General features: G+C 67.2%; 16 protein-coding genes. 9 read left to right on the top strand and 7 right to left on the bottom strand.

Features of this window, described 5'->3' with window-relative positions; all coding sequences use genetic code 11:
• Nucleotides 1–91: 91 nt before the first annotated feature.
• The 3 genes from FBZ89_RS17465 to FBZ89_RS17455 form a co-directional block, all read right to left on the bottom strand.
• Nucleotides 92–1177: a serine hydrolase domain-containing protein gene (locus FBZ89_RS17465; protein ID WP_211115272.1), complete on the bottom strand. Its 1086-nt coding sequence runs from the start codon at nt 1175–1177 to the stop codon at nt 92–94.
• 145 nt (nt 1178–1322) lie between these two features.
• Nucleotides 1323–1751, bottom strand: a complete 429-nt coding sequence (locus FBZ89_RS17460) for a VOC family protein (RefSeq protein WP_186457415.1) — start codon at nt 1749–1751, stop codon at nt 1323–1325.
• 74 nt (nt 1752–1825) lie between these two features.
• Nucleotides 1826–2023: a hypothetical protein gene (locus FBZ89_RS17455; protein WP_145751166.1), complete on the bottom strand. Its 198-nt coding sequence runs from the start codon at nt 2021–2023 to the stop codon at nt 1826–1828.
• Nucleotides 2024–2176: 153 nt separating this feature from the next.
• Here FBZ89_RS17455 and FBZ89_RS17450 point away from each other — a divergent pair, with 153 nt between their 5' ends.
• From FBZ89_RS17450 to FBZ89_RS17435, 4 genes are all read left to right on the top strand, one after another.
• A complete protein-coding gene (locus FBZ89_RS17450) occupies nt 2177–3352 on the top strand; it encodes a glycosyltransferase family 4 protein (protein ID WP_145751165.1) in 1176 nt (391 codons plus the stop codon).
• Between the two features lie 11 nt (nt 3353–3363).
• Entirely contained in the window at nt 3364–4341 is a 978-nt protein-coding gene (locus FBZ89_RS17445) for an alpha/beta hydrolase (protein WP_145751164.1), read from the top strand.
• A 136-nt stretch (nt 4342–4477) separates the two neighbouring features.
• Nucleotides 4478–5362: a hypothetical protein gene (locus tag FBZ89_RS17440; protein WP_145751163.1), complete on the top strand. Its 885-nt coding sequence runs from the start codon at nt 4478–4480 to the stop codon at nt 5360–5362.
• Entirely contained in the window at nt 5362–5871 is a 510-nt protein-coding gene (locus FBZ89_RS17435) for a hypothetical protein (protein ID WP_145751162.1), read from the top strand. The genes FBZ89_RS17440 and FBZ89_RS17435 overlap by 1 nt, the downstream gene beginning before the upstream one ends.
• A gap of 6 nt (nt 5872–5877) precedes the next feature.
• Here the strand turns inward: FBZ89_RS17435 and FBZ89_RS17430 are convergent, their stop codons facing one another.
• Complete coding sequence (locus tag FBZ89_RS17430; protein WP_145751161.1) at nt 5878–6780, bottom strand: LytTR family DNA-binding domain-containing protein; 903 nt, start codon at nt 6778–6780, stop codon at nt 5878–5880.
• 133 nt (nt 6781–6913) lie between these two features.
• On the opposite strand from FBZ89_RS17430, the gene FBZ89_RS17425 reads away from it, so the two are divergent.
• Nucleotides 6914–8137, top strand: coding sequence for an acyltransferase family protein (locus FBZ89_RS17425; RefSeq protein WP_145751160.1), 1224 nt, complete (start codon nt 6914–6916; stop codon nt 8135–8137).
• A gap of 69 nt (nt 8138–8206) precedes the next feature.
• Here the strand turns inward: FBZ89_RS17425 and FBZ89_RS17420 are convergent, their stop codons facing one another.
• Nucleotides 8207–9166 carry a PAS domain S-box protein gene (locus FBZ89_RS17420; protein ID WP_145751159.1) on the bottom strand — a complete coding sequence of 320 codons (960 nt, stop codon included), beginning with the start codon at nt 9164–9166 and terminating at the stop codon, nt 8207–8209.
• Nucleotides 9167–9412: 246 nt separating this feature from the next.
• On the bottom strand, nt 9413–10282 hold the full coding sequence (locus FBZ89_RS17415; protein WP_186457414.1) for a LytTR family DNA-binding domain-containing protein: 870 nt from the start codon (nt 10280–10282) through the stop codon (nt 9413–9415).
• A 173-nt stretch (nt 10283–10455) separates the two neighbouring features.
• On the opposite strand from FBZ89_RS17415, the gene FBZ89_RS17410 reads away from it, so the two are divergent.
• The 4 genes from FBZ89_RS17410 (at nt 10456) to FBZ89_RS17395 (ending at nt 16244) form a co-directional block, all read left to right on the top strand.
• On the top strand, nt 10456–11685 hold the full coding sequence (locus FBZ89_RS17410) for an acyltransferase family protein (RefSeq protein ID WP_211115271.1): 1230 nt from the start codon (nt 10456–10458) through the stop codon (nt 11683–11685).
• 188 nt (nt 11686–11873) lie between these two features.
• Complete coding sequence (locus tag FBZ89_RS17405; protein ID WP_145751157.1) at nt 11874–13769, top strand: methyl-accepting chemotaxis protein; 1896 nt, start codon at nt 11874–11876, stop codon at nt 13767–13769.
• A 625-nt stretch (nt 13770–14394) separates the two neighbouring features.
• Nucleotides 14395–14805, top strand: a complete 411-nt coding sequence (locus tag FBZ89_RS17400; RefSeq protein WP_246172307.1) for a helix-turn-helix domain-containing protein — start codon at nt 14395–14397, stop codon at nt 14803–14805.
• Between the two features lie 593 nt (nt 14806–15398).
• Nucleotides 15399–16244 (top strand): ProQ/FINO family protein, encoded by an 846-nt coding sequence (locus tag FBZ89_RS17395; RefSeq protein WP_186457413.1) that lies wholly within the window; start codon nt 15399–15401, stop codon nt 16242–16244.
• A gap of 117 nt (nt 16245–16361) precedes the next feature.
• Here FBZ89_RS17395 and FBZ89_RS17390 read toward each other — a convergent pair whose 3' ends face one another.
• On the bottom strand, nt 16362–19079 hold the full coding sequence (locus FBZ89_RS17390; RefSeq protein WP_145751155.1) for a hybrid sensor histidine kinase/response regulator: 2718 nt from the start codon (nt 19077–19079) through the stop codon (nt 16362–16364).
• Between the last annotated feature and the right edge of the window lie 27 nt (nt 19080–19106).

Raw genomic sequence — 19106 nt, 5'->3', positions numbered from 1 at the left:
CGGTTCTTCCCCAGGACGGCCGAGTATGCCCGGATCCGACACCGCCGCCGGAAAATCTTCGGTGTAGTCCCGACTTCAGGCCCCATGCCGGTCAGGATTGCCCGCGCAGGTAGGCCAGGAAGGTGGGGCTGGCGCCCAACGTCTCGAACACCGGCAGCACCAGTTGGAAGCCGTTGTCGCTGTTGGTCAGGAACACCGCCCCCTTGCGGGTGGTCGGGCTGTACCACGCGAAGGTGGCCACCCCCTCGTCCCGGCCGGTGTGCATCATCACGGTTTCGCCGTTGAACTCCAGTACCTGCCAGCCCAGGCCGAAGCCGGCCTCTGCCGGGCAGGTGGCGGCCTTGGCGCCGGCGCACATCTCCGTCCTCTGGCTGACCTGGATGTGGCGGCGGTCCGCGGCCAGGCTTGGGGTCACATCCTGGTCCTTCATCACGCTGGTGATGAAACGGGCGTAGTCGCCGGCGGTGGTATAGATCAGGTCGGCGGCGTTGTACGTGGTGGCGTAGCCCGGCTGCAGCGCTTTGCCGGACGCGTCCGTGGGCACGGCGACGCGGCCATCGAACCAGGGCTTGTGCCCGCTGGCGGTGTCGTTCATGCCCGCCGGCTTGAACAGGACGGCCTGGGCCAGGGCCTCGAAATCCTGCCCCGTCTTCTTCTCCACATAGCGGGCGACGTACTGGTAGCCCTCGCCCGAATAGCCGTAGGAGGTGCCCGGCGTGAACTGGAAGGCCAGCGGCTTGCCCGGCGCGCGCCAGTTGGGGAATCCCGTCTGGTGGCTGAGCGCCAGGCGTGGGGTCAGCAACTGCCGGCGGTCGTCATTGGCGATGTCGGGATCGGTCCAGTAGTCGGCCATGGACGCGTCCAGCGACACGGTCTTCCGCGCGGCCAGGCGCAGCACCACTTCCGCCGTGATGGGCTTGGTCAGCGAGGCGATGTTGTACAGCGTGGCCGGCGTGGCGCGCACACCGGGACTTTGCTCGCCATAGGCCGCCGTCAGCGTGACCTTGCCATCCCCGATCTCGGCGATGGAAACGCTGGGTACCTTGGCGCTGGCCAACAAGCCTGGAACCGCCTGGTCCAGCGCCGCCCGAACCTCCTTGGGCTCCGCCGCCAGGGCGCCGCCGCCCAGGGCCAAGGCGGCGGCTATCACCGGCATCCCCCACATCGTCCGTCTCATGGTCACTCCCCACCTCAAGAAAAGGCCGTGTGAGGACAAGACACCATGAGGCGGCGGGACCGGGAAGCCCAAGAAACGCAAGCGTTGCAATACCGTAGCAATTTTCCCTGGCCCAGCAACAAAGGCCGCCGCCGGTTACGGGCGGTTACTTGGCGAAGATCAGGGACTCGTCACGAAACGCCTTGAATTCCAAGGCGTTGCCGCTGGGGTCGTACAGGAACATGGTGCCTTGCTCCCCCACCTGGCCCTTGAAGCGGACATAGGGCTCGATGACGAAGGCCTGCCCGCCGCCGCGCAGGCGATCGGCCAGGGCGACCCAGTCGTCCCAGGCCAGGATCAGGCCGAAGTGGGGCACCGGCACCTCGTGGCCATCCACCGGGTTGTGATCGTCGCTGGGCGCCGCCGCCTTGCCCGGCACCAGATGGGCCACGATCTGATGGCCATAGAGGTCGAAATCCACCCATTCCGGCGAGCTGCGCCCCTCGGGGCAGCCCAGCAGCTCCCCATAGAAGGCGCGGGCGGAGGCCAGGTCATGAACCGGGAAGGCCAGGTGGAAACGCGGGCGCTGGGTCATCTTCATCTACTTTCTTAAGATTGGGTATTCTGCAGATAAATCAGTGAATTGGCCGATTAGTCTCAGGTGAGAATTCACATTAGCTGCGACCGGCTGTCGACATGATCCACGCTCATCAGGCCGGTCTGGCCGGTCAGGCCCAAGGCGCGGGCGAACCAGCGCTGGTCGCGGGCCCGGCGGAACACGACGGCCACGGTGCCATCGGCGAGGGTGGCGACCGCCGGGAAGGAGGCGGAGTAGCGGTCGTCCCGGTACAAGGTCAGATGGCGCATCCGCAACCCCTTGATACTGTGCCCTGCCAGGGACGGGTTCACTTATCCGATAGGACGTATACGACAGGCAGTCGGAAAACCGGTAGAACTCGCCCCCTGTTCCCTGCCATTACCTGGCCCCTGACTACTGGGATAGACGCCGCTTTGGTCATCATGCCTGACGCCCCCCGCCCCACCTTGCTGTTCGTCGTGACGGAGGACTGGTATTTCCGGTCCCACCGCCTGCCCACGGCGCGGGCGGCACGCGACGCCGGATTCGACGTCGCCGTGGCCTGCCGGGTGGCCAAGGATGGGCCGGCCATCGCGGCGGAGGGGTTCCGCGTCATCCCCCTGCCCTGGCGGCGCGGCAGCTTCAACCCCTTGAGCGCCCTGGGCGACATCCGCCGCCTGGCGCGGCTCTACCGCCGGGAACGGCCCACCATCATCCACCATATCGCGGTGAAGCCCACGGTGCTCGGCGGCTTCGCGCTGTTCCTGGCCGGCCTGCGCGACACCCGGGTGGTCGCCACCCTGGCCGGGCTGGGCTTGGGCCTGTCGGGCACGGGAACCAAGGCTGCCCTGGGCCGGGTTTTCCTGCGCCTGGCGCTGAACGCCGCCGGTTGGCACCGGGGCCAGGCCCTGGTGGTGCAGAACGGCGATGACGCCGCCCTGCTGGCCGCCGGTTGGCCACGGTCGCCGGCGTCGCGCCTGATCCGCGGCTCTGGCGTGGATCTCACCCACTATGAGGAACTGGCGGAACCCATGGGGCCGGTCACTTGCGCCCAGGTCTCGCGCATGCTGACCCTGAAGGGGGTGGAGGATCTGGTGGCCGCCGTGCGTCTCGTGCGCGCCCAAGGCACCGACCTGCGCCTGATCCTGGCGGGCGCGCCCGACACCGACAGCCCGGCCGCCATCCCTGAAGCGACCCTGAACGCCTGGGCGGCGGAGCCCGGCATCGAATGGCTGGGCACCGTCAGCGACGTGCGCACCGTCTGGGCGCGCGCCGGCATCGCCGTGCTGGCCTCGCGCGGCGGTGAAGGCGTGCCCAAGAGTCTGCTGGAGGCGGCGGCCTGCGGCCGCGCCATCGTGGCGACCGACGTGCCGGGCAGCCGCGAGGTGGCGGTGGAGGGACGCAACGCCCTGCTGGCCCCGCCCCGCGATCCGGTGGCGCTGGCGGCCGTGCTGGCCCGCCTGGCGCAGGACGCGGCCCTGCGCCGCCGTTTGGGCCTGGCCAGCCGTGGGGTGGTGGATCCGGAGTTCGGCGAGGCCGAGGTGGGCCGGCGCATGCGCGACCTCTACCTGGGCCTGGTGACCCCGGTGCCGGTCCCGCGCCGGGATGGCGGACGGTAGGCGGAGGACGGATGATGCGGGCACGGCATTGGAAACGGGTTCTGCTGCTGGTCGCCTTGCTCACCACGGGCCGGGCCGGCGCCATGGAGCAGGAGGTCACGATCAACGGCGGCCCCGGCCCTTTGGCCGGCACGCTGCAGATGCCGGACGCGGCGCCACCCGGGCCCATCCCCGCCGTGCTGATGGTGCCCGCCTCCGGTCCGGTGGACCGCAACGGCAACGGCCCCTCGCTGCGCACCGACGCCCTGCGGCAGCTGGCCCAATCCCTGGCCCTGAAGGGCATCGCCAGCCTGCGCATCGACAAGCGCGGCGTGGGCGCCAGCAAGGCCGCCCTGACGCGGGAGGAGGACCTGCGGCTGAACACCTATGTGCAGGACACCGGCCAGTGGCTGGCCTTCCTGCGCGCCCAGCCCGGCATCGGTCCCGTCTTCCTGCTGGGCCATAGCGAGGGCGGGCTGACGGCCATCCTGCTGGCCGAACAGGCGCCGGTGTCGGGCCTGATCCTGGTGGCCGCCCCCGGACGCACGTACGGCGACATGATGCGCCAGCAACTGCCGCGTACGGATTTGCCCCTGGACATACAACGGGCGGCGCTGGACGCCATCACCCAGCTGGAACAGGGCCGGCCGGTGGCCAAGGTGCCGCCGCCCCTGATGAGCCTGTTCCGCCCCAGCATACAGCCCTACCTGATTTCGGAGCTGACCATCGATCCGGCGGCGGAACTGGCCCGCACCAGCCCGCCCGTACTGGTGTTGCAGGGAACCAACGACATCCAGATCGACATGTCGGACGCCGTCCGCCTGTCCCAGGCCCGCCAGGGCGTGCGGCTGGAGCGGCTGGAGGGTGTGAACCACATGATGAAGAACGCGCCCCTGAACGACCGCGCCGCCAACCTGGCCACCTACACCGACCCCGGCCTGGCCATCAACCCCGGCATCACCACCGCCATCGTCCGCTTCATGCGGGGGAATGGGACCGTTGGTCAATGATTTAACTCGAAGGAGTGGGTTTCCCTTCCCGAAGGATAGGGCGGAATGCCGCAGGCCTTGACGGTTCCGGCGTAGCCGCCACTTCGTTCGCACCATGCACGAGCACGAGTCCTAAAGGCTCCAAGGGAGGGTAAGGATGTCTACCGCTGTTGTTTCATCCGAACGCCTTTTCGTTTTCGATGAGAAAAATACACTGCGCCTCTGGCTTGAGGAAAAGGTCGCCAGTCATGACCTGACTCCGACAGAAGCCGATCAGATGCTTAGGGAGTATGAGACACAGGGAAAACTATGGACCGGCCCCTTTAAGGATACATTTGGCGGCGTTAAACTGATCTATAAGCTGGCCAAGGACATGAAATCCTGGAAAGGCGCCCGAGTGTATTTCACCCAGGGGAAAACGGGTGATCTTGTCACTATTAAGGGGTGGCCCGGGGGACGGAATATTCTGAGCGGCACTCGATATAAAGTTGATAATCCAAAGATTGTAGAACTTCAGATCGGCAAGCCAGGAATTCGCGCGGCGGCCAAGGAATCCGCCCGGTTCGGTGTTTATCTGGTGGTCGCAGTCGATGTGGCCGATTACATCCTGCGCGACAACGCGACGCTGGGGCAGTTGCTGGGCAGCCTTACGGTGGATATTCCTTCCGTGGTGCTTGCTTCGGTCGCGGGCGCTGCCGCAGGTAGCTATGTCGCCGGCAGTTCGGTGGCAGGTCTTGCCGTTATTGGCAGTTTTGCCTGCGGGCCGTTCCTTGTGGCCCTGGCGGTTGGGGTGGTGGTCGGCTATGGCCTCTATAAGCTTGACGAGTATTTCCATCTGACAGACAGGCTCAGTGACGCGTATGACCGAGGCTTGACGAAATTGAGCCAAGCTTTCCAGCAGTTGGGAGAGGAAGCGGAGCAGCGCTTCCATCAGTTGGCCACCAGCAAGATGGTTCATGATCTGTCACAGGACGCGCATGACATCGCTACAAAACTGGCGCGCCAGGCGGACTGGGTACGATGGGAGTTGGCGCATTGGTAATGGAAACCCCCGCCTTGCGGGAACGGCTTCGGGCGATTCCGGTGTTTCTGGGTTTCGCTGTTGTCGGCGGCGGTGTGCTGTGTCTAGCCCTGTTCAGCCTGCTTCCCCTTATTCATGACATTGGTGCTGGCGCCCCGTTGATCACATTGGCGCCCCGGGATGCTATTGGGCTGCCCTTGGCCGTAACCCTCTTCGCATTCGCGGCGATGACGCTGTTCCGCGCGCCGGAGGTTGGACCCGCCAAACGCACCAAGACACGGGCCAAGCGCTCAGCCGGTCGGGTCAGCGGTCCGGTTGTTTGTTTGGGCGTGGCGCTGTTGGGGATCGTATTCGCGTTTTTGGCATCGCCTATAACCACGGTCATTGTGGAAATGGCGGTGAGCAGCCGGGGCTATGTGGCCTGCCCAGCCCTGCTAGGAGAACGTCCGGCCCATTTGCGCTGGACGCACGACACATTGGACCGCTGCCCTTTGCCGGCGAAGAAGGGAGCGCCGGAAGACCGGGGCTAGCGGCCCTCACCCCTCCAGCAGCTCCGCCTTGTAGCGCCGGCTGGCGGTGACGGTCAGGCCGGTGGTCAGGGTGATGTCCAGGTCGCCGGAGGGACGGCTGTCCACGCGCTGGATGGTGGCGCGGTTCAACAGGCGGGAACGGTGGACGCGCACGAACAGGTGGGGCGGCAGGTCGGACTGGATGTCGGCCAGGGAGCGGCGCACCAGGTGCACCCGCTCCGCCGTCATGATCTCCACATATTTGCCGGCGGCGCTGACCTGAATGATCTCCTCCGGCGCCACGAATACCCGGCGGGTGCCGACCTTCAGTTCCAGGCGGGCCGGCGGTTCCACCACGGCCGGCGCGGCCGACGGCGCTGGAACGGGGGCGGCCTGCTGCGCCTCCACCAGCGCGACCACGCGCGACAGCCGCACCAATTGCCGGCCCATGGTCAGGATGGCGGCTGCGATCAGGTACGTCAGCGCGTCCTTGCGAAACTCATAGAGGAAGATGTCGGCCCAGCTGCCGGCGCTATGATAATGGCCGCCCACCAGGGCGTACACGAGGACACGAAGGCCCATCATCAGGCTGATGTGCACCACGCCATAGGCGATCATCAGCAGCAGATGCAGGCCCAAGGTGCGCAGCGGCGCCCGCGCCCAGCCCGGCGCCCGCCTGATCCCGAGATAGACAAGCGGCAGCGCCGCCAGGCCGCCCAGGGCGCTGGAGTATTCCCAGCACATCGGTTCCCAAGCGGCGATAGGGCGGCCGTCGCGCTTATGCTCTGACAGGACCGACAGCACGTTGATGGTGGTGGGCAGGAAATAGAAAACCAGCCACACCAGCGCCCAGGTGGCGCGCGCCGACAGCCGCCATCCCGGCAGCATCACCGCCTGCGCCGTCCCTTCCGCCGCTGGTACCGTGGACATCGCCGTTCAATCCCCATCCGCGCCCTTTATCCCGCCGCCCGCGCCCTCGCCTCTTGGGGGTACCGGCGGCCGGATGCCAGCGTAGCGCCATCGCCGGTGCCCCGGCCAGCCTGATCATGAGGATGCGACGCCGATGTCCGTTTCCGCCCCTTCCCCCCTCTCGACGCGCCGGTATGACCTGGACTGGATCCGCGTCATCGCCTTCTTCCTGCTGATCCTCTATCACGTCGGCATGTTCTACGTGCCGTGGGATTGGCATGTGAAAAGCCCCCACACGGTTCCGGCGCTGGAACCCATCATGATGCTGACCAGCCCATGGCGGTTGACGCTGCTGTTTCTGGTTTCGGGCGCCGCGACGCGACTCATGGCGGACAAGATGGTCATGGCCGACAAGATGGCGGTGGGGGCGCTGACCCGTGCCCGGGTGGCCCGGCTGCTGCCGCCCCTGCTGCTGGCCATCTTCGTCATCGTTCCGCCGCAGAGCTTTTTCGAGATCGTGGAGAAGGTGCCGGATCAGGCCCTGCCCTATGCGGCCTTTTACCTGAAATACGTCACCGGCAGCGGCCACTGGTGCCGTGGGACGGACTGCCTGGCGACCCCGACCTACAACCACATGTGGTTCGTGGCATATCTGCTGGCCTACACTCTGGTGCTATGCGGCCTGCTGGCTGTCGCGGGGGCTCTGCTGAAGCGGTTGGAGCGCGGCATGGAATGGGCCTTGGACGGCTGGCGCCTGCTGGTGCTGCCCCTCCTGTTCCTGGGCCTGATCCGCTACGTCCTGTTGGATCGCTTTCCCATGACGCATTGGATCGTCAACGACTGGTACGACCACGCCCTGTCGTTCAGCGCCTTCCTGTTCGGTTTCCTGATGGCGAAGTCGGAAACGCTGCGCCAGGGCTTCCTGCGCCTGCGCTGGCCGGCGCTGCTGGTGGCCCTGCCCGCCTACGCCGTCTTCGCCACCTACGCCTGGGCCTACCGCGCCGACGACGCCGTGCCGCCCGAGGCCTTGCGCGCCGTCATGCGCTTCGTCTACGCGGCGGACCAATGGGCCGCCATCGCCGCCGTGCTGGGTTTTGGCGCCCGCCATTTGACCCGCGACAGCGCCGCCCTGCGCTATCTGGTGCCGGCCGTGTTCCCCTTCTACCTAGTGCACCAGACGGCGACCGTCGTCCTGGGGCATTACCTGGCCAAGGCGGGACTGCCTCAAGGGCTGGAGGCGCCATTGCTGATCCTGGGCACCTTCGCCACCTGCCTCGCGGTCTATGAGGCGGTGCGCCGGGTGAACCCGCTGCGGCCCTGGTTCGGGCTGAAGCCCCGGCCGGCGGCGCACTTGGAGACACAGGCGCAGCCGGCGTGAATGTATCAGATTTCCCTCAAGTGCAGCGGCATGGGCGGATGCTCATGCCGCCGGCATAACCGGCGGGTGTCAGTTCATCAGGTTGGCGCGCGGCAGGCTGATGCCCAAGGCCAGACCGCCCTCCTGCCAGTCGAAGTCCAAACGCCCGCCCAACTGCCCCGCCAGCAGCAGCTGGCACACGGTCAGGCCGAAGCCCTTGCGCATCGGCGGGCGGATGTCGTGCAGGCCCCACTCGCGCCAGTTGACCGAGAGGGCGCTATCGTCGCTCTGCCACGACAGGTCGACATGGCCGTCCGGGTGGTTCAGGGCGCCATAGCGGGCGGCGTTGCCCGCCAGCTCATACAGCGCCAGGCCCAGCGCCTGCGAGGCCTGGGGGCCCAGCACCGTCTGCGGTCCGCTGCGGGTGACGCGGGCGCCGCTGGGGTCGAAGGGATCGAAGGAGATGTGGGCCAGGCTGTCCATGTCGGTGCCCACCCACTGGCGGCTGGCCACCTGGCTGTGGATGGCGGCGAGGGCGGAGATGCGTCCCTCCACCAGGGCGACGAAGTCGTCTACCGAGTCCGCCCGCGTCAGGCGCAGGATGGATTGCACCACCGCCAGCGCGTTCTTGGCGCGGTGGTCGACCTCCTGCATCAGGAAGGAGATCTGGCGTTCGGAGCGGCGATTCTGCGAGATGTCGCGGGCGATCTTGGACGCGCCGATCAGGTTGCCGTCACTGTCGCGCACGGGCGAAACGGACAGCGAGATTTCCAGCGTGTGGCCATCCTTGTGACGGCGCAGCGTCTCAAAATGGCTGACGCGCTCCCCCTGTTTCAGGCGGTCGAGGATGCTGGGCATCTCCGCCTCGCGCCCAGGGGGGGCCAGCACCGCAATGTTGCGGCCGATCATTTCATCGGCGGTGTAGCCGAACAGACGCTCCGCCGCCGCGTTCCAACTGGTGACGGTGCCATCCAGCGACTTGCTGATGATGGCGTCGTCCGACGAGTCGACGATCGCGGCCAGAATGGCGTGCGGGGACAAGGCTTCCATCGGTCGGCAGTGCCTCCAACCAACCAAAAAACAAGGTTAACGCCGACCAACGCCGGCTGGGCCGGATTTCGGGCGCATGTCGCCGTGGACACTTTGGAGGAAGGTGTGAAACCCGCTAGAAAAGTGAGGTCCCCGTCGACGTCGCCAGTCTGGCCCAATGCATGGCCGCACTTCAAACGGACCTTAGACCTATACCCCCGGCAGGTGCCGTATCGGGGCAGATAATCGCTTGGACATACGTCTATTCTAGAACAGCTCTGATTTATAGCGGCGGCTGGCTGGGACGGTGGCGCCGTTGGTCAACGTCAAGTCCATGTCGCCGGAGGGCCGGTTATCGATACGGACGATGGCGCCCCGGTTCACCACATGCGAGCGATGGACCCGCGCGAAGCTTGGCGGCGGCAATTCCGCCTGGAAATCCGCCAGTGTGCGGCGTACCAGGTGGACGGCCCCGGCGGTCACCACCTCGATATAATTGCCGGCGGAGCGCACCAGCAGGATGTCCGCCGGCGCCAGGTAGACCCGTCGCGATCCCACCTTCAGTTCTATGCGCGCCGGTTCCGCCGCCATTGCCGGTGGGGCCTGTCCCTCGATGGCGTGGGTCGCCGCGCTTGCCGCCGCCGCCTCGACCAGGGCCAGCGACCGCGACAGGCGAATGAGGTGCCGCACGCCCACCACCACCAGCACGATCAGCAGGTAGGTCAGCAGGTCCTTGCGGAATTCATACGGCAGGTCGTCCCGCAGGTCGTCTATGGCGTAGCTTTGCCCCAGCGCGCCATAGGCGGCCATGCGCAGCACGGTCATCGCCGCCAGGTGCAGCGTGCTGAAGGCCAGGGCCGTACCCAGGAACTGGGCGACACAGCGCAGCGGCGCCTCCGCCCAGCCCGGCATGTGGTTGATGGACCAGCGCACCAGGGGCAGCACCAGCAGCAGGGCCACGCCGCTGGAATACTCCCGCAGGAAGGGTTCCCAAGCCGGGATGTCCTGGTTGGTCCGCTGATATTCCGTCAGCAGCGCGAAGGCGTTGATGGTGGTGGGAAGAAAAGCGAAACCCAGCCACACAAGGGCCCAGGCCTTCAGGCTGGGCGTACTCCAGAAGACTGACAAACGATCCACCGCCGGTCTCATTTTTTCATCCGCTTGACCCTGCCGACCCGCCATCCGTCCCCATCGGCCTCGGAAAACCCGCCGTTCGCGTCAGGGAAATGGCCAGCTCTCCTCCTTAAGGTCAGCCTAGGGCAGTGGCGCGGCCAGTCGCCACATGTCTTACGACCAGGGGCCGAAAGATCATGATGCCTTCCCGTCCTGCGCCAGCCGTCACCCGCCGCCCCGACTTGGACTGGATCCGGGTTCTGGCGTTCTTCACCCTGATCGTGTTCCACGTGGGCATGTTCTACGGGCCGTGGGAATGGCATGTGAAAAGCCCGCACGAGGTGCCGGCCATGGCGCCGGTGCTGATGGCGACCAGCCCCTGGCGGCTCAGCCTTTTGTTTCTGGTGTCGGGTGCCGCGACCCGTTTCATGGCCGACAAGATGACGGTGGCCGCCCTGACCAAGGCGCGGCTGGCCCGCCTTGTGCCGCCCCTGGCGTTCGCCGTGCTGGTCCTGGTGCCGCCGCAGACCTACTACCAGGTGATCGAGCAGGCGGTGACGCCGGTGGAGACCTACTATCCGGCCTTTTACCTGAAGTACCTCAGCGGCACGGGCCACTGGTGCCGGGTGAATGATTGCCTGACGACCCCCACCTATAACCACATGTGGTTCGTGTCCTATCTGTTGGCCTACAGCATGGCGCTGTCGGTGCTGCTGGGGCTGGCGGGGGATCGGATGCGGGCGGCCGGGGCCCGGCTGGAGGCGCGGCTGGCGGGCTGGCGGCTGATGGCCCTGCCCTTCCTGGCGCTGTGCGCGCTGGACATGCTGCAGCTGCGCTTCCCCATCACCCACTGGATGCTGCACGACTGGTACAACCATGTTCTGTCGTTCACCGCCTTCCTCTTCGGCTTCCTGATCGCCAAGTCCCTGCCCCTGCGGGACGGCTTCATCCGCTGGCGCTGGTGGGGGCTGGCCCTGGCCGTGCCCGCCTACGCCGTGGTGGCCTATTACACCTGGGCCTACCCCTTCGGCGCGCCACCCGCCCCGCTGGGCATCCGCGCCGCGATGCGCCTCGTCTATGCCGCCCAGCAGTGGGGCGCCATCGTCGCCGCGCTGGGGTTTGGCGCCCGCCACCTGAATCGTGACGGTCCGGTGCTGCGGTACCTGGTGCAGGCGGTCTTCCCCTTCTACCTGGTCCACCAGACCATCACCGTGGTGGCGGGGCATAACCTGGCGCCCCTGGGCCTGCCCCAGGGGGTGGAGGCGGCCATCCTGGTCGTCATCACCTTCGCCGGCTGCTTCGCCACGTACGAGGTTGTTCGGCGGGTGAATTTCTTGCGGCCTTGGTTCGGTCTCAAGCGTCTCGCCCGACCGGTGAAGACAGAGACGGTGCAGCCGCAAAGCCAGACGCAACCGGCGCAGGCGTGAGCATTGGATACCCTATCCTGAAGATAGGATTGCATTTTATGGAAACTGTTGGGTGTTGTCGCAAAGTTTAAACCCAAATTTAACACGGCTGTGATTATTCGGTGGCCGGGCCGGTTTGTAAGGTGGGTCCGCCCCGGCCGCCCGCCGGCCTTAGGGGCCCTCCGCCCCTGCCAGGATGGCCGCCCCCCATGCGCCAGACGCCCCCCGCCCGCCTTGCCTTTCCCGCCGCCCGCTTCTCGGCCCTCCGGACCGCCCTGCGCACCCGCCTGTCCCCCGCGCTGAACAGCCGCGCCGGTGCCGCCGTTGGGCGGTTCCTGGCGCGCCTTGGGCGCGTGCTGGGCCGCTTGGTGCCGCATCCCACGCGGCTGCGGTCCAAGTTCATGGCCGTGGGCGGCACGCTGCTGTTCCTGGTCCTGCTGCAAAGCGCCATCGGCATCGGCATCGCCCGTCAGTCCCGCGCCATCCTGGAAGGCACCACCGCCCAGACCGACGGCGCCATGGCCGACCTAGGGCTGGCGGCCACCTTGAAGAACATGCAGGTGCAGGTGCTGCTGACCCAGACGCTGATGGGTACCCTGTCCGTGGCGGAACCGGCGGAGCTGAACAACTCCCTGCGGGCCATCGCCACCACCTATGCCGCCGGTATGGAGGAGGTGCGCCGCGTCGCCGCGCGGGAGCGCGCGGGTGGCAGCACCGAGAACAGCCCGTTGGGAGACGTGGCCACCAAGGTGCAGATGGCCAAGACCCAGTTCGACGCCCTGCAGGAAACCGCCATGGCGCTTAAGCCGCTGGCGGGCAAAAGCGCCGCTCCGGCGGATCAGCTGCTGAAGCTGTCGGCCCAGGTCGACGGCCTGAACGACCATCTGGACCGCATGGCGGAAGCCATGAAGCTGGTGGCCAAGGGCGACCAGGCCCAGGTGCGCGCGGGCAACCAGACGGCCCTGGGCGTCATCGACGACCTGAACCATGGCATCCAGGCCAGCACGGCGCTGGGCTTGATCTTGTGTGGCCTGGCGGCCCTGTTCCTGATGCGCGGCGTGCTCTCGCCCCTGCTGGCCGTGGCCGGGGCCACCCGTGACCTGGCCGGCGGGCGGCTGGACGTGGCCCTGCCCGCCGCCCGCAAGGATGAGATCGGGGAGATGGTGGACAGCCTGTCCGTCTTCCGCGACAACGCCCGCGCCGTGGAGCGCCTGAACGTGGAGCGGGACCAGGAGCGTGCGCGGGCCGAGGAAATGCGCCGTCGCGCCCTGGAGGATACGGCCCATAGCTTCGAGACCAAGGCCGGCCGCATCCTGGGCTCGGTCACCGAAGCCGCCCATGGCCTGGTGGAGACGGCGCGGGCCGTGTCGCGCACCGCCGCCGGCGCCTCTACGGCCGCCAGCGCCGCCGAGACGGCCGCCCAGTCGGCCAACGGCACCATCCAGGGGGCCGTCAGCGCGGCGGAGCAGCTGCGCGCAACCACGGCCGATGTGCTGGAAAGCGTGGCCGAGGCCGCCAAGCTGGCCCGTACCACCGCCGACAGCACCAAGGGCACCAGCGAGTTGATCGAGCGGCTGACGGTTGCCTCGCGCCGCATCACCGATGTGGTCGCCCTGATCCAGACCATCGCTGGTCAGACCAACCTGTTGGCGCTGAACGCCACCATCGAGGCGGCGCGTGCCGGCGAGGCCGGCCGCGGCTTCGCCGTGGTGGCCAGCGAGGTCAAGGGCCTGGCCGGCCAGACGGCCCAGGCCACACAGGACATCCAGCAGGAGATCGCCGCCATGCAGGCCGCCATCGCCCAGGCGGTGCAGGCTTTCCGTGAGATCGTGGCGGCGGTGATGCGCATCGACCAGGTGAATGACGGTATCGCCCGCACCATCACCGACCAGGCGCGGGCCACCCAGGCCATCGCCGTCACCATGACGGACGCGGCGCAGGGTGTCACCCGGGTCGGCGGCGACATCGGCACCGTGGCCCGCGCCGCGAACGACACGGGCCTCGCCACCAACCAGGTGTTCACCGCCAGCAGCGACCTGTCGGTGCAGGCCAAGGAACTGCAGCGCGCCGTATCCGACTTCCTGTCGGCCATCGTCGCGGCCTGAGCCACGGCCGTCCCCCGGGGCGGCATCACCTCATATCTTGCGAGTCGGGACGGGGCGCGGCGAAGGTCGCGCCCCGTTGGCGTTTTGGGACCGTTCGGCGCCCAGCGCGTTCGGCGGGGCCTATACCCTTTGCCCGCGCACGCGCGGCGATGTGCTGCACCTTTTTGGTGGGGGCGGCGCCATGGGACCCCGCAGCCGGCGGGGGAAAGAACTACCTCTGCAGGACAGGGATGCCGGCAGCGCCCCTATCCCCTACTTTGTAGTCTATCAGGAATAAGGGAATTCACTTATTTACCGTATGTAAACTTGTTTACGATGTCCTTATATGGACTGCCCCGGTCGGCCCTCCTTTCTTTATTCGCGGCGTCGCCTTCCCTGATGGCTGAGCGCGGATACCAGAGTCGGGTGGCGGACCCGGGCGGCGGAATTGGCGACGATCCCGTGCTGGGGGTGCCGTGTATCGGCCCTTGATGGCGGTGGTCAGAGAGGCCAAGTCCCTAAGATGGCCACAATTCGCGTGGATATCCTGGGGAGACTGCCTTGCCCCCTCACGAGCGATAGGATTTAGGAAATGACGACGACGGACAAGCCGAACACCGGCCGGGGCAAGACCCGCAAGCGCACCATGCTGGCGGCCGAGGAAGAGAGCGGCACCAGCGTGGATAGTTATGTCGGCGGGCGTGTGCGCCTGCGCCGTACCCTCATTGGCATGAGCCAGGAGAAGCTGGGCGAGGCCATCGGTCTGACCTTCCAACAGGTGCAGAAGTACGAGCGTGGCGCCAACCGCATCTCCGCCTCCATGCTGCACAAGATCGCCCAGGTGCTGGACGTTCCCATCAGCTTCTTCTTCGACGGCCTGGGCCCCCAGGGCCAAATCCCGGCGCCGGCCATCGAGGCGGCGGTGGAAGGCGGCCGCCCGCCCAGCGAGCGGCGCGAGACCCTGGAACTGGTACGGGCCTATTCCCGTATCACCGAAAGCTCGGTGCGCGACAGCATCATGGCCTTGGCCAAGTCGCTGGCCAACCATAACGGCTGATGCCAAAGGCGGCCTTCAGAGGCCGTTAAGCCTATCCGTTTTGCGTTGCGGCATGGTTCGGAACCATCCACGGCGCGGATCGATTGAAAAAGCCGGACGATGACAGGACTGTCATCGTCCGGCTTTTTGTTTGGGGTCGCCGTGTTGGCCGCATGTCTTTACGCTCTTGGTGCAAAAGGTTGACCAAGGCCAGCGATCATTGTCCGCTCTGCAACGCGCGCGCAGCGGACATGCAGGCAGAAAGCGGGAAGACTGCGGGGGCCTGCCGTTACACGTGAGCCTTGTAAAACTTTCCTTAACCGCTGGGGCAGATAGTGATGCTCATGGGGCACGACGATACCGAACAGGGGTCGCTACCAGCCACTTCCATGCCATTACTCGTTTCGCTTCCGGTTTCTTAACGTTTTTCGTTCGTCACCGCCCTTGCGGTGGGGGCGGAATTTGACCGGTTGGCACGGCCTTGGCGTGCGAAGGCTCGGGTCATGCACGCTGGTTAAATCAAGGCTGCATCAAACGAGGGCTTGGAACTGACTTTCTGGTTGCGGCACCGCAGCAAAAAGCTGGTATCGTTGCCTTGAGCCGGGATGGATGCCATGACAACTTTATCTCTCAAGAAGCCGCTGGGCTTTGAAACTAAACTAACTCTCGACGCCGCGCAGCGCGGCACCGTCGGTGACCGCGGCGCAACAAAACGCGTCGTCGTCCTGGAGCGGGCCCCTGCGCCGGTACGCAGCCGCAGCGGCGGCCACGCCGATCGTGACACCGGTCGCTTCGACCGGGGCGACCGCCAGCCGGACCAGGAGTTCGGGGAGCGCCGCCAGTCTCGCGGTGACGCGCCCTATCGCCCGGCGCATCACGATTATGAGCGTCCGGACAGCGATTTCCGCCCCAACTACCGGGCCCTGGAAAACCGTTTCCAGGACAACCGCGATGGCCGCCCCCACGGCGGCGAGCAGCGGGGCCGTCCCGGTGGACGCCCCGCCCATGGTGGCCGTGGCCGTGAGGATGACGCCAGCGACCGGCCGCACGTCCTGTGGCCGCCGCACGTCCTGTGGCCGCCGCGCGTGGTGGTGAACGATTTCGACGGCGCCACCATCTCCCTGCCCCGCGTCGCGGGCACGGCGCTGGAACTGCCGGAAGAGCTGGCCAAGGTCCATGCCCAGCTGAGCCGCCGCTTCCCCGAGGCCTTTCCCCAGGATCCGGTGCCGCTGAGCCTGACGGTGGAAAAGGAATTGGCCCGCGCCCTAGGCGACGCCGAGCTGATCGCCACCGCCGAGTCCTTCCTGTTCGTCTACCGCGCCCACCCGGCCTATCTGGCCGCCGTGGTGCGCAACACCCGACGCGTCACCCTGGATGGCGGCCGGGCGGAACGCATCGAGCCCGAGGAGCGTGAGCAGGCCCTGTGGACCCTGCGCGCCCTGGACACCACGTTCCAGTAAGCATCGTCCTTCAAGGCATCCCGGCCTCATGAACCGGCCTCCCCAACCACCGGGGAGGCCGTTCTTGTTTGTTGCCCCCGTTTTGTTGCCCCGGCGTCGTCAACCCGCGCCGTCAGCTCACGTCGGCGGCGGGGGCGGTTCATCGACATCGGAGAGGAAGCGTTCGCGCAGCAACTCCCAATCCTGCCGCCCGAACTCCACCGCCGACTGGGCGACGGCCACCGCACGGTCCAGGTCCGCCGCCACGCAGGCCTCATGCAGGGCCATGGCCAGATCCTGCAGGCGGATCAGGCCGCAGGTGCCGGCGGTGGCCATCAGGTCGTGCGACTCCGCGCGCAGGGCCTTCAGGTCGCGGTTGCGCGCCGCCTCCGCCAGCGTTTCCACCCGCTGTTTGCCCAAGGTGAGGAAGCCGCTGACGATGCGGATGAAGTCCGGGCGTGCCGCCATGGCGGCCAACTCACCCAGCCTGTCCTCTGCCAAGATGCCGAACAAGGGCGGCACGGAGGCCACGGGTTCCGGCGGAGTCTCCGGTTCGGCGGCCTGGCCACAGGCCCAGTGCACCACCTTACCGATGAAATGGCCCCGGTCGAAGGGCTTGGCGACATAGTCGTCCATGCCGGCGGCCAGGTATTCCTCGCGCATGCCCGCCATGGCGTTGGCGGTGATGGCGATGATAGGCATGCGGGCACCCATGGCGCGCATGCGCCGGGTGGCCTCGATGCCGTCCATGCGCGGCATCTGGATGTCCATCAGCACCAAGTCGAAGCGGCGGCAGCGCACCGCCTCCAGCGCATCGACCCCGTCCTGCACCAGCACCGCCTCGAACCCCTCCTTGGCCAGCATCAGGCTGGCGACCTCCTGGTTCACGGGATTGTCCTCCACCAGCAGGACACAACGCCCTACGCCGCGGCCTTCCGTCGGCGTGGGCGGGGCGCCGCTACCGCCCCAGACCGCGGGGGACGGGCGGCTGGCGGGCAAGGGTGCCGTGAACCCCTCCTGGAAGGGCTGTTCCGCCGGTTCCAGCGGTACCGTGAACCAGAAGGTGCTGCCGGTGCCGGGCTGGCTGGACACGCCGATGGTGCCGCCCATCAGTTCCACCAGTTGGCGGCAAATGGCCAGCCCCAGGCCCGTGCCGCCGAAGCGCCGGGTGATGGAGGTGTCGGCCTGGCTGAAGCTTTCGAACAGGCGGGCCGCCTGTTCGGCATTGATGCCGATGCCGGTGTCCCTCACCTCCCCCCGCAGGCTGAGGCCGGCGCGGCCGTTGGTGCGCGTCTGCGGCGTCAGCGCAAGGCTGACGTTGACCTCGCCGCGCAGGGTGAACTTGATGGCGTTGCCCACCAGGTTGACCAGGACCTGGCGCAGGCGGGTGGGATCCCCCCGCACCAGCACCAGCCGGCCGCCGGTGTCCAGATCGCCACCCTGGTCATCGCCCCCCAGCAGTTCCGTGCGGAAGGCCAGGCCCTTTTCCCGCGCCCGGGGCGCCAGGATGGTGGCGACACCGTCCAGCAGGCCGCCCAGGGAGAAGTCGACGATGTCCAGGTCGACCTTGCCCGCCTCCAGCTTCGAGATGTCCAGGATGTCGTCGATGACCCCCAGCAGGGCCTCGGCGCTTTCGCGGATGGCCTGGGTGAATCCCCGCTGCTCTTCGCTCAGCGGCGTATCCAGCAGCAGTTGCACCATGCCCATGACACCGTTCATGGGCGTCCGGATCTCATGGCTCATATTGGCCAGGAATTCCGATTTGCTCTGGCTGGCCGCTTGGGCCTGGACGCGCGCGCGGTCCAGGTCGCGGGCCAGCACCGCCAGATCATGGGCCTGACGCTCCAGCCGCTCCTGCTTCTCCGTCAGCATGGCGTTGGTGGCCTTCAGGTCCCGCGTGCGGCGGGCCACGTCGCCCTCCAGCCCTTCCAGCAGGCTGACATTGTCGAAGCCGGCCGGAATCTTGGTGGCGAACAGCTCCAGCAGCCGCTGGTCCATGTTGGAGGGCGGGTCCTGCGCCTTGATCAGTACCACCGTGCGCCCCACCTCGCGGCTGGAGATGTGCAGCACGCTGAGGTCGTTCACGAACAGGGACCGTTTGGTGCCGAGCGCCTGCTCGATCAGGTCGGCGCCGGGTATCGGCGCGTTCACCTGGTCGTTCAGGTAGGCGTAGACGCCGCTGGCGGCCAGCACGCCCAGCGGCTGCCCCTCCAGCGCGTGCACGCAGACCACCCCCACGGGACCGCAACTGAGAAAGCTGCCCACCTGGGTCAGGACGCCGGTGGCGAAGTCGCGCATGGACCGGATTTGGAACAGGGTGGCGGCGCTGTCGATGATGCGTTCCAGCCCGCGCTTGTTCTCCTCCAGCGCCATGATGTGGCCATAGGACCGCAGGGCGGTGATGATGGTGGTGGTGAGGCGCGCGGCGCTGAGATCCGCCTTGGGGCGGTAATCGTCGATGTCGTAGTCGACGATGACCTGCTCCTCCGGCGCCATGCCCGGCTGCCCGGTGCGCAGGATGATGCGCGTCGCCTCATTGCCCAGGTCGCGGCGGATGCGGCGGGCCAGCACCAGGCCGGCGTCGTCGGTTTCCATCACCACGTCCAGCAGCACGACGGCGATGTCCGGCACCTCCGCCAGTATCCGGAACCCCTCTGCCCCGGAATGGGCGGACAGGATCTCCACCTTGCGGTCGCGGAAGCGCAGGCGGTTCAGGACCATGCGGGTCAGGGCGTGGACTTCGTCATCATCATCGATGACAAGGATCTTCCAGGGGGGCAAGACGTCCGGCCGCCGTGGGTTGGCTCCGCCGTCATCCTCGTCCCGCCACATGGGCTCCTCGTCCATACCCTGCATCGGCCCTCTTCCCCTTGGGGAAACACG

It is taken from the genome of Nitrospirillum amazonense, from assembly GCF_007828045.1.
GTDB lineage: Bacteria > Pseudomonadota > Alphaproteobacteria > Azospirillales > Azospirillaceae > Nitrospirillum > Nitrospirillum amazonense_C.
Note: the sequence above shows the minus strand (reverse complement) of the source record. Positions and strands in the feature narration are given on the sequence as shown.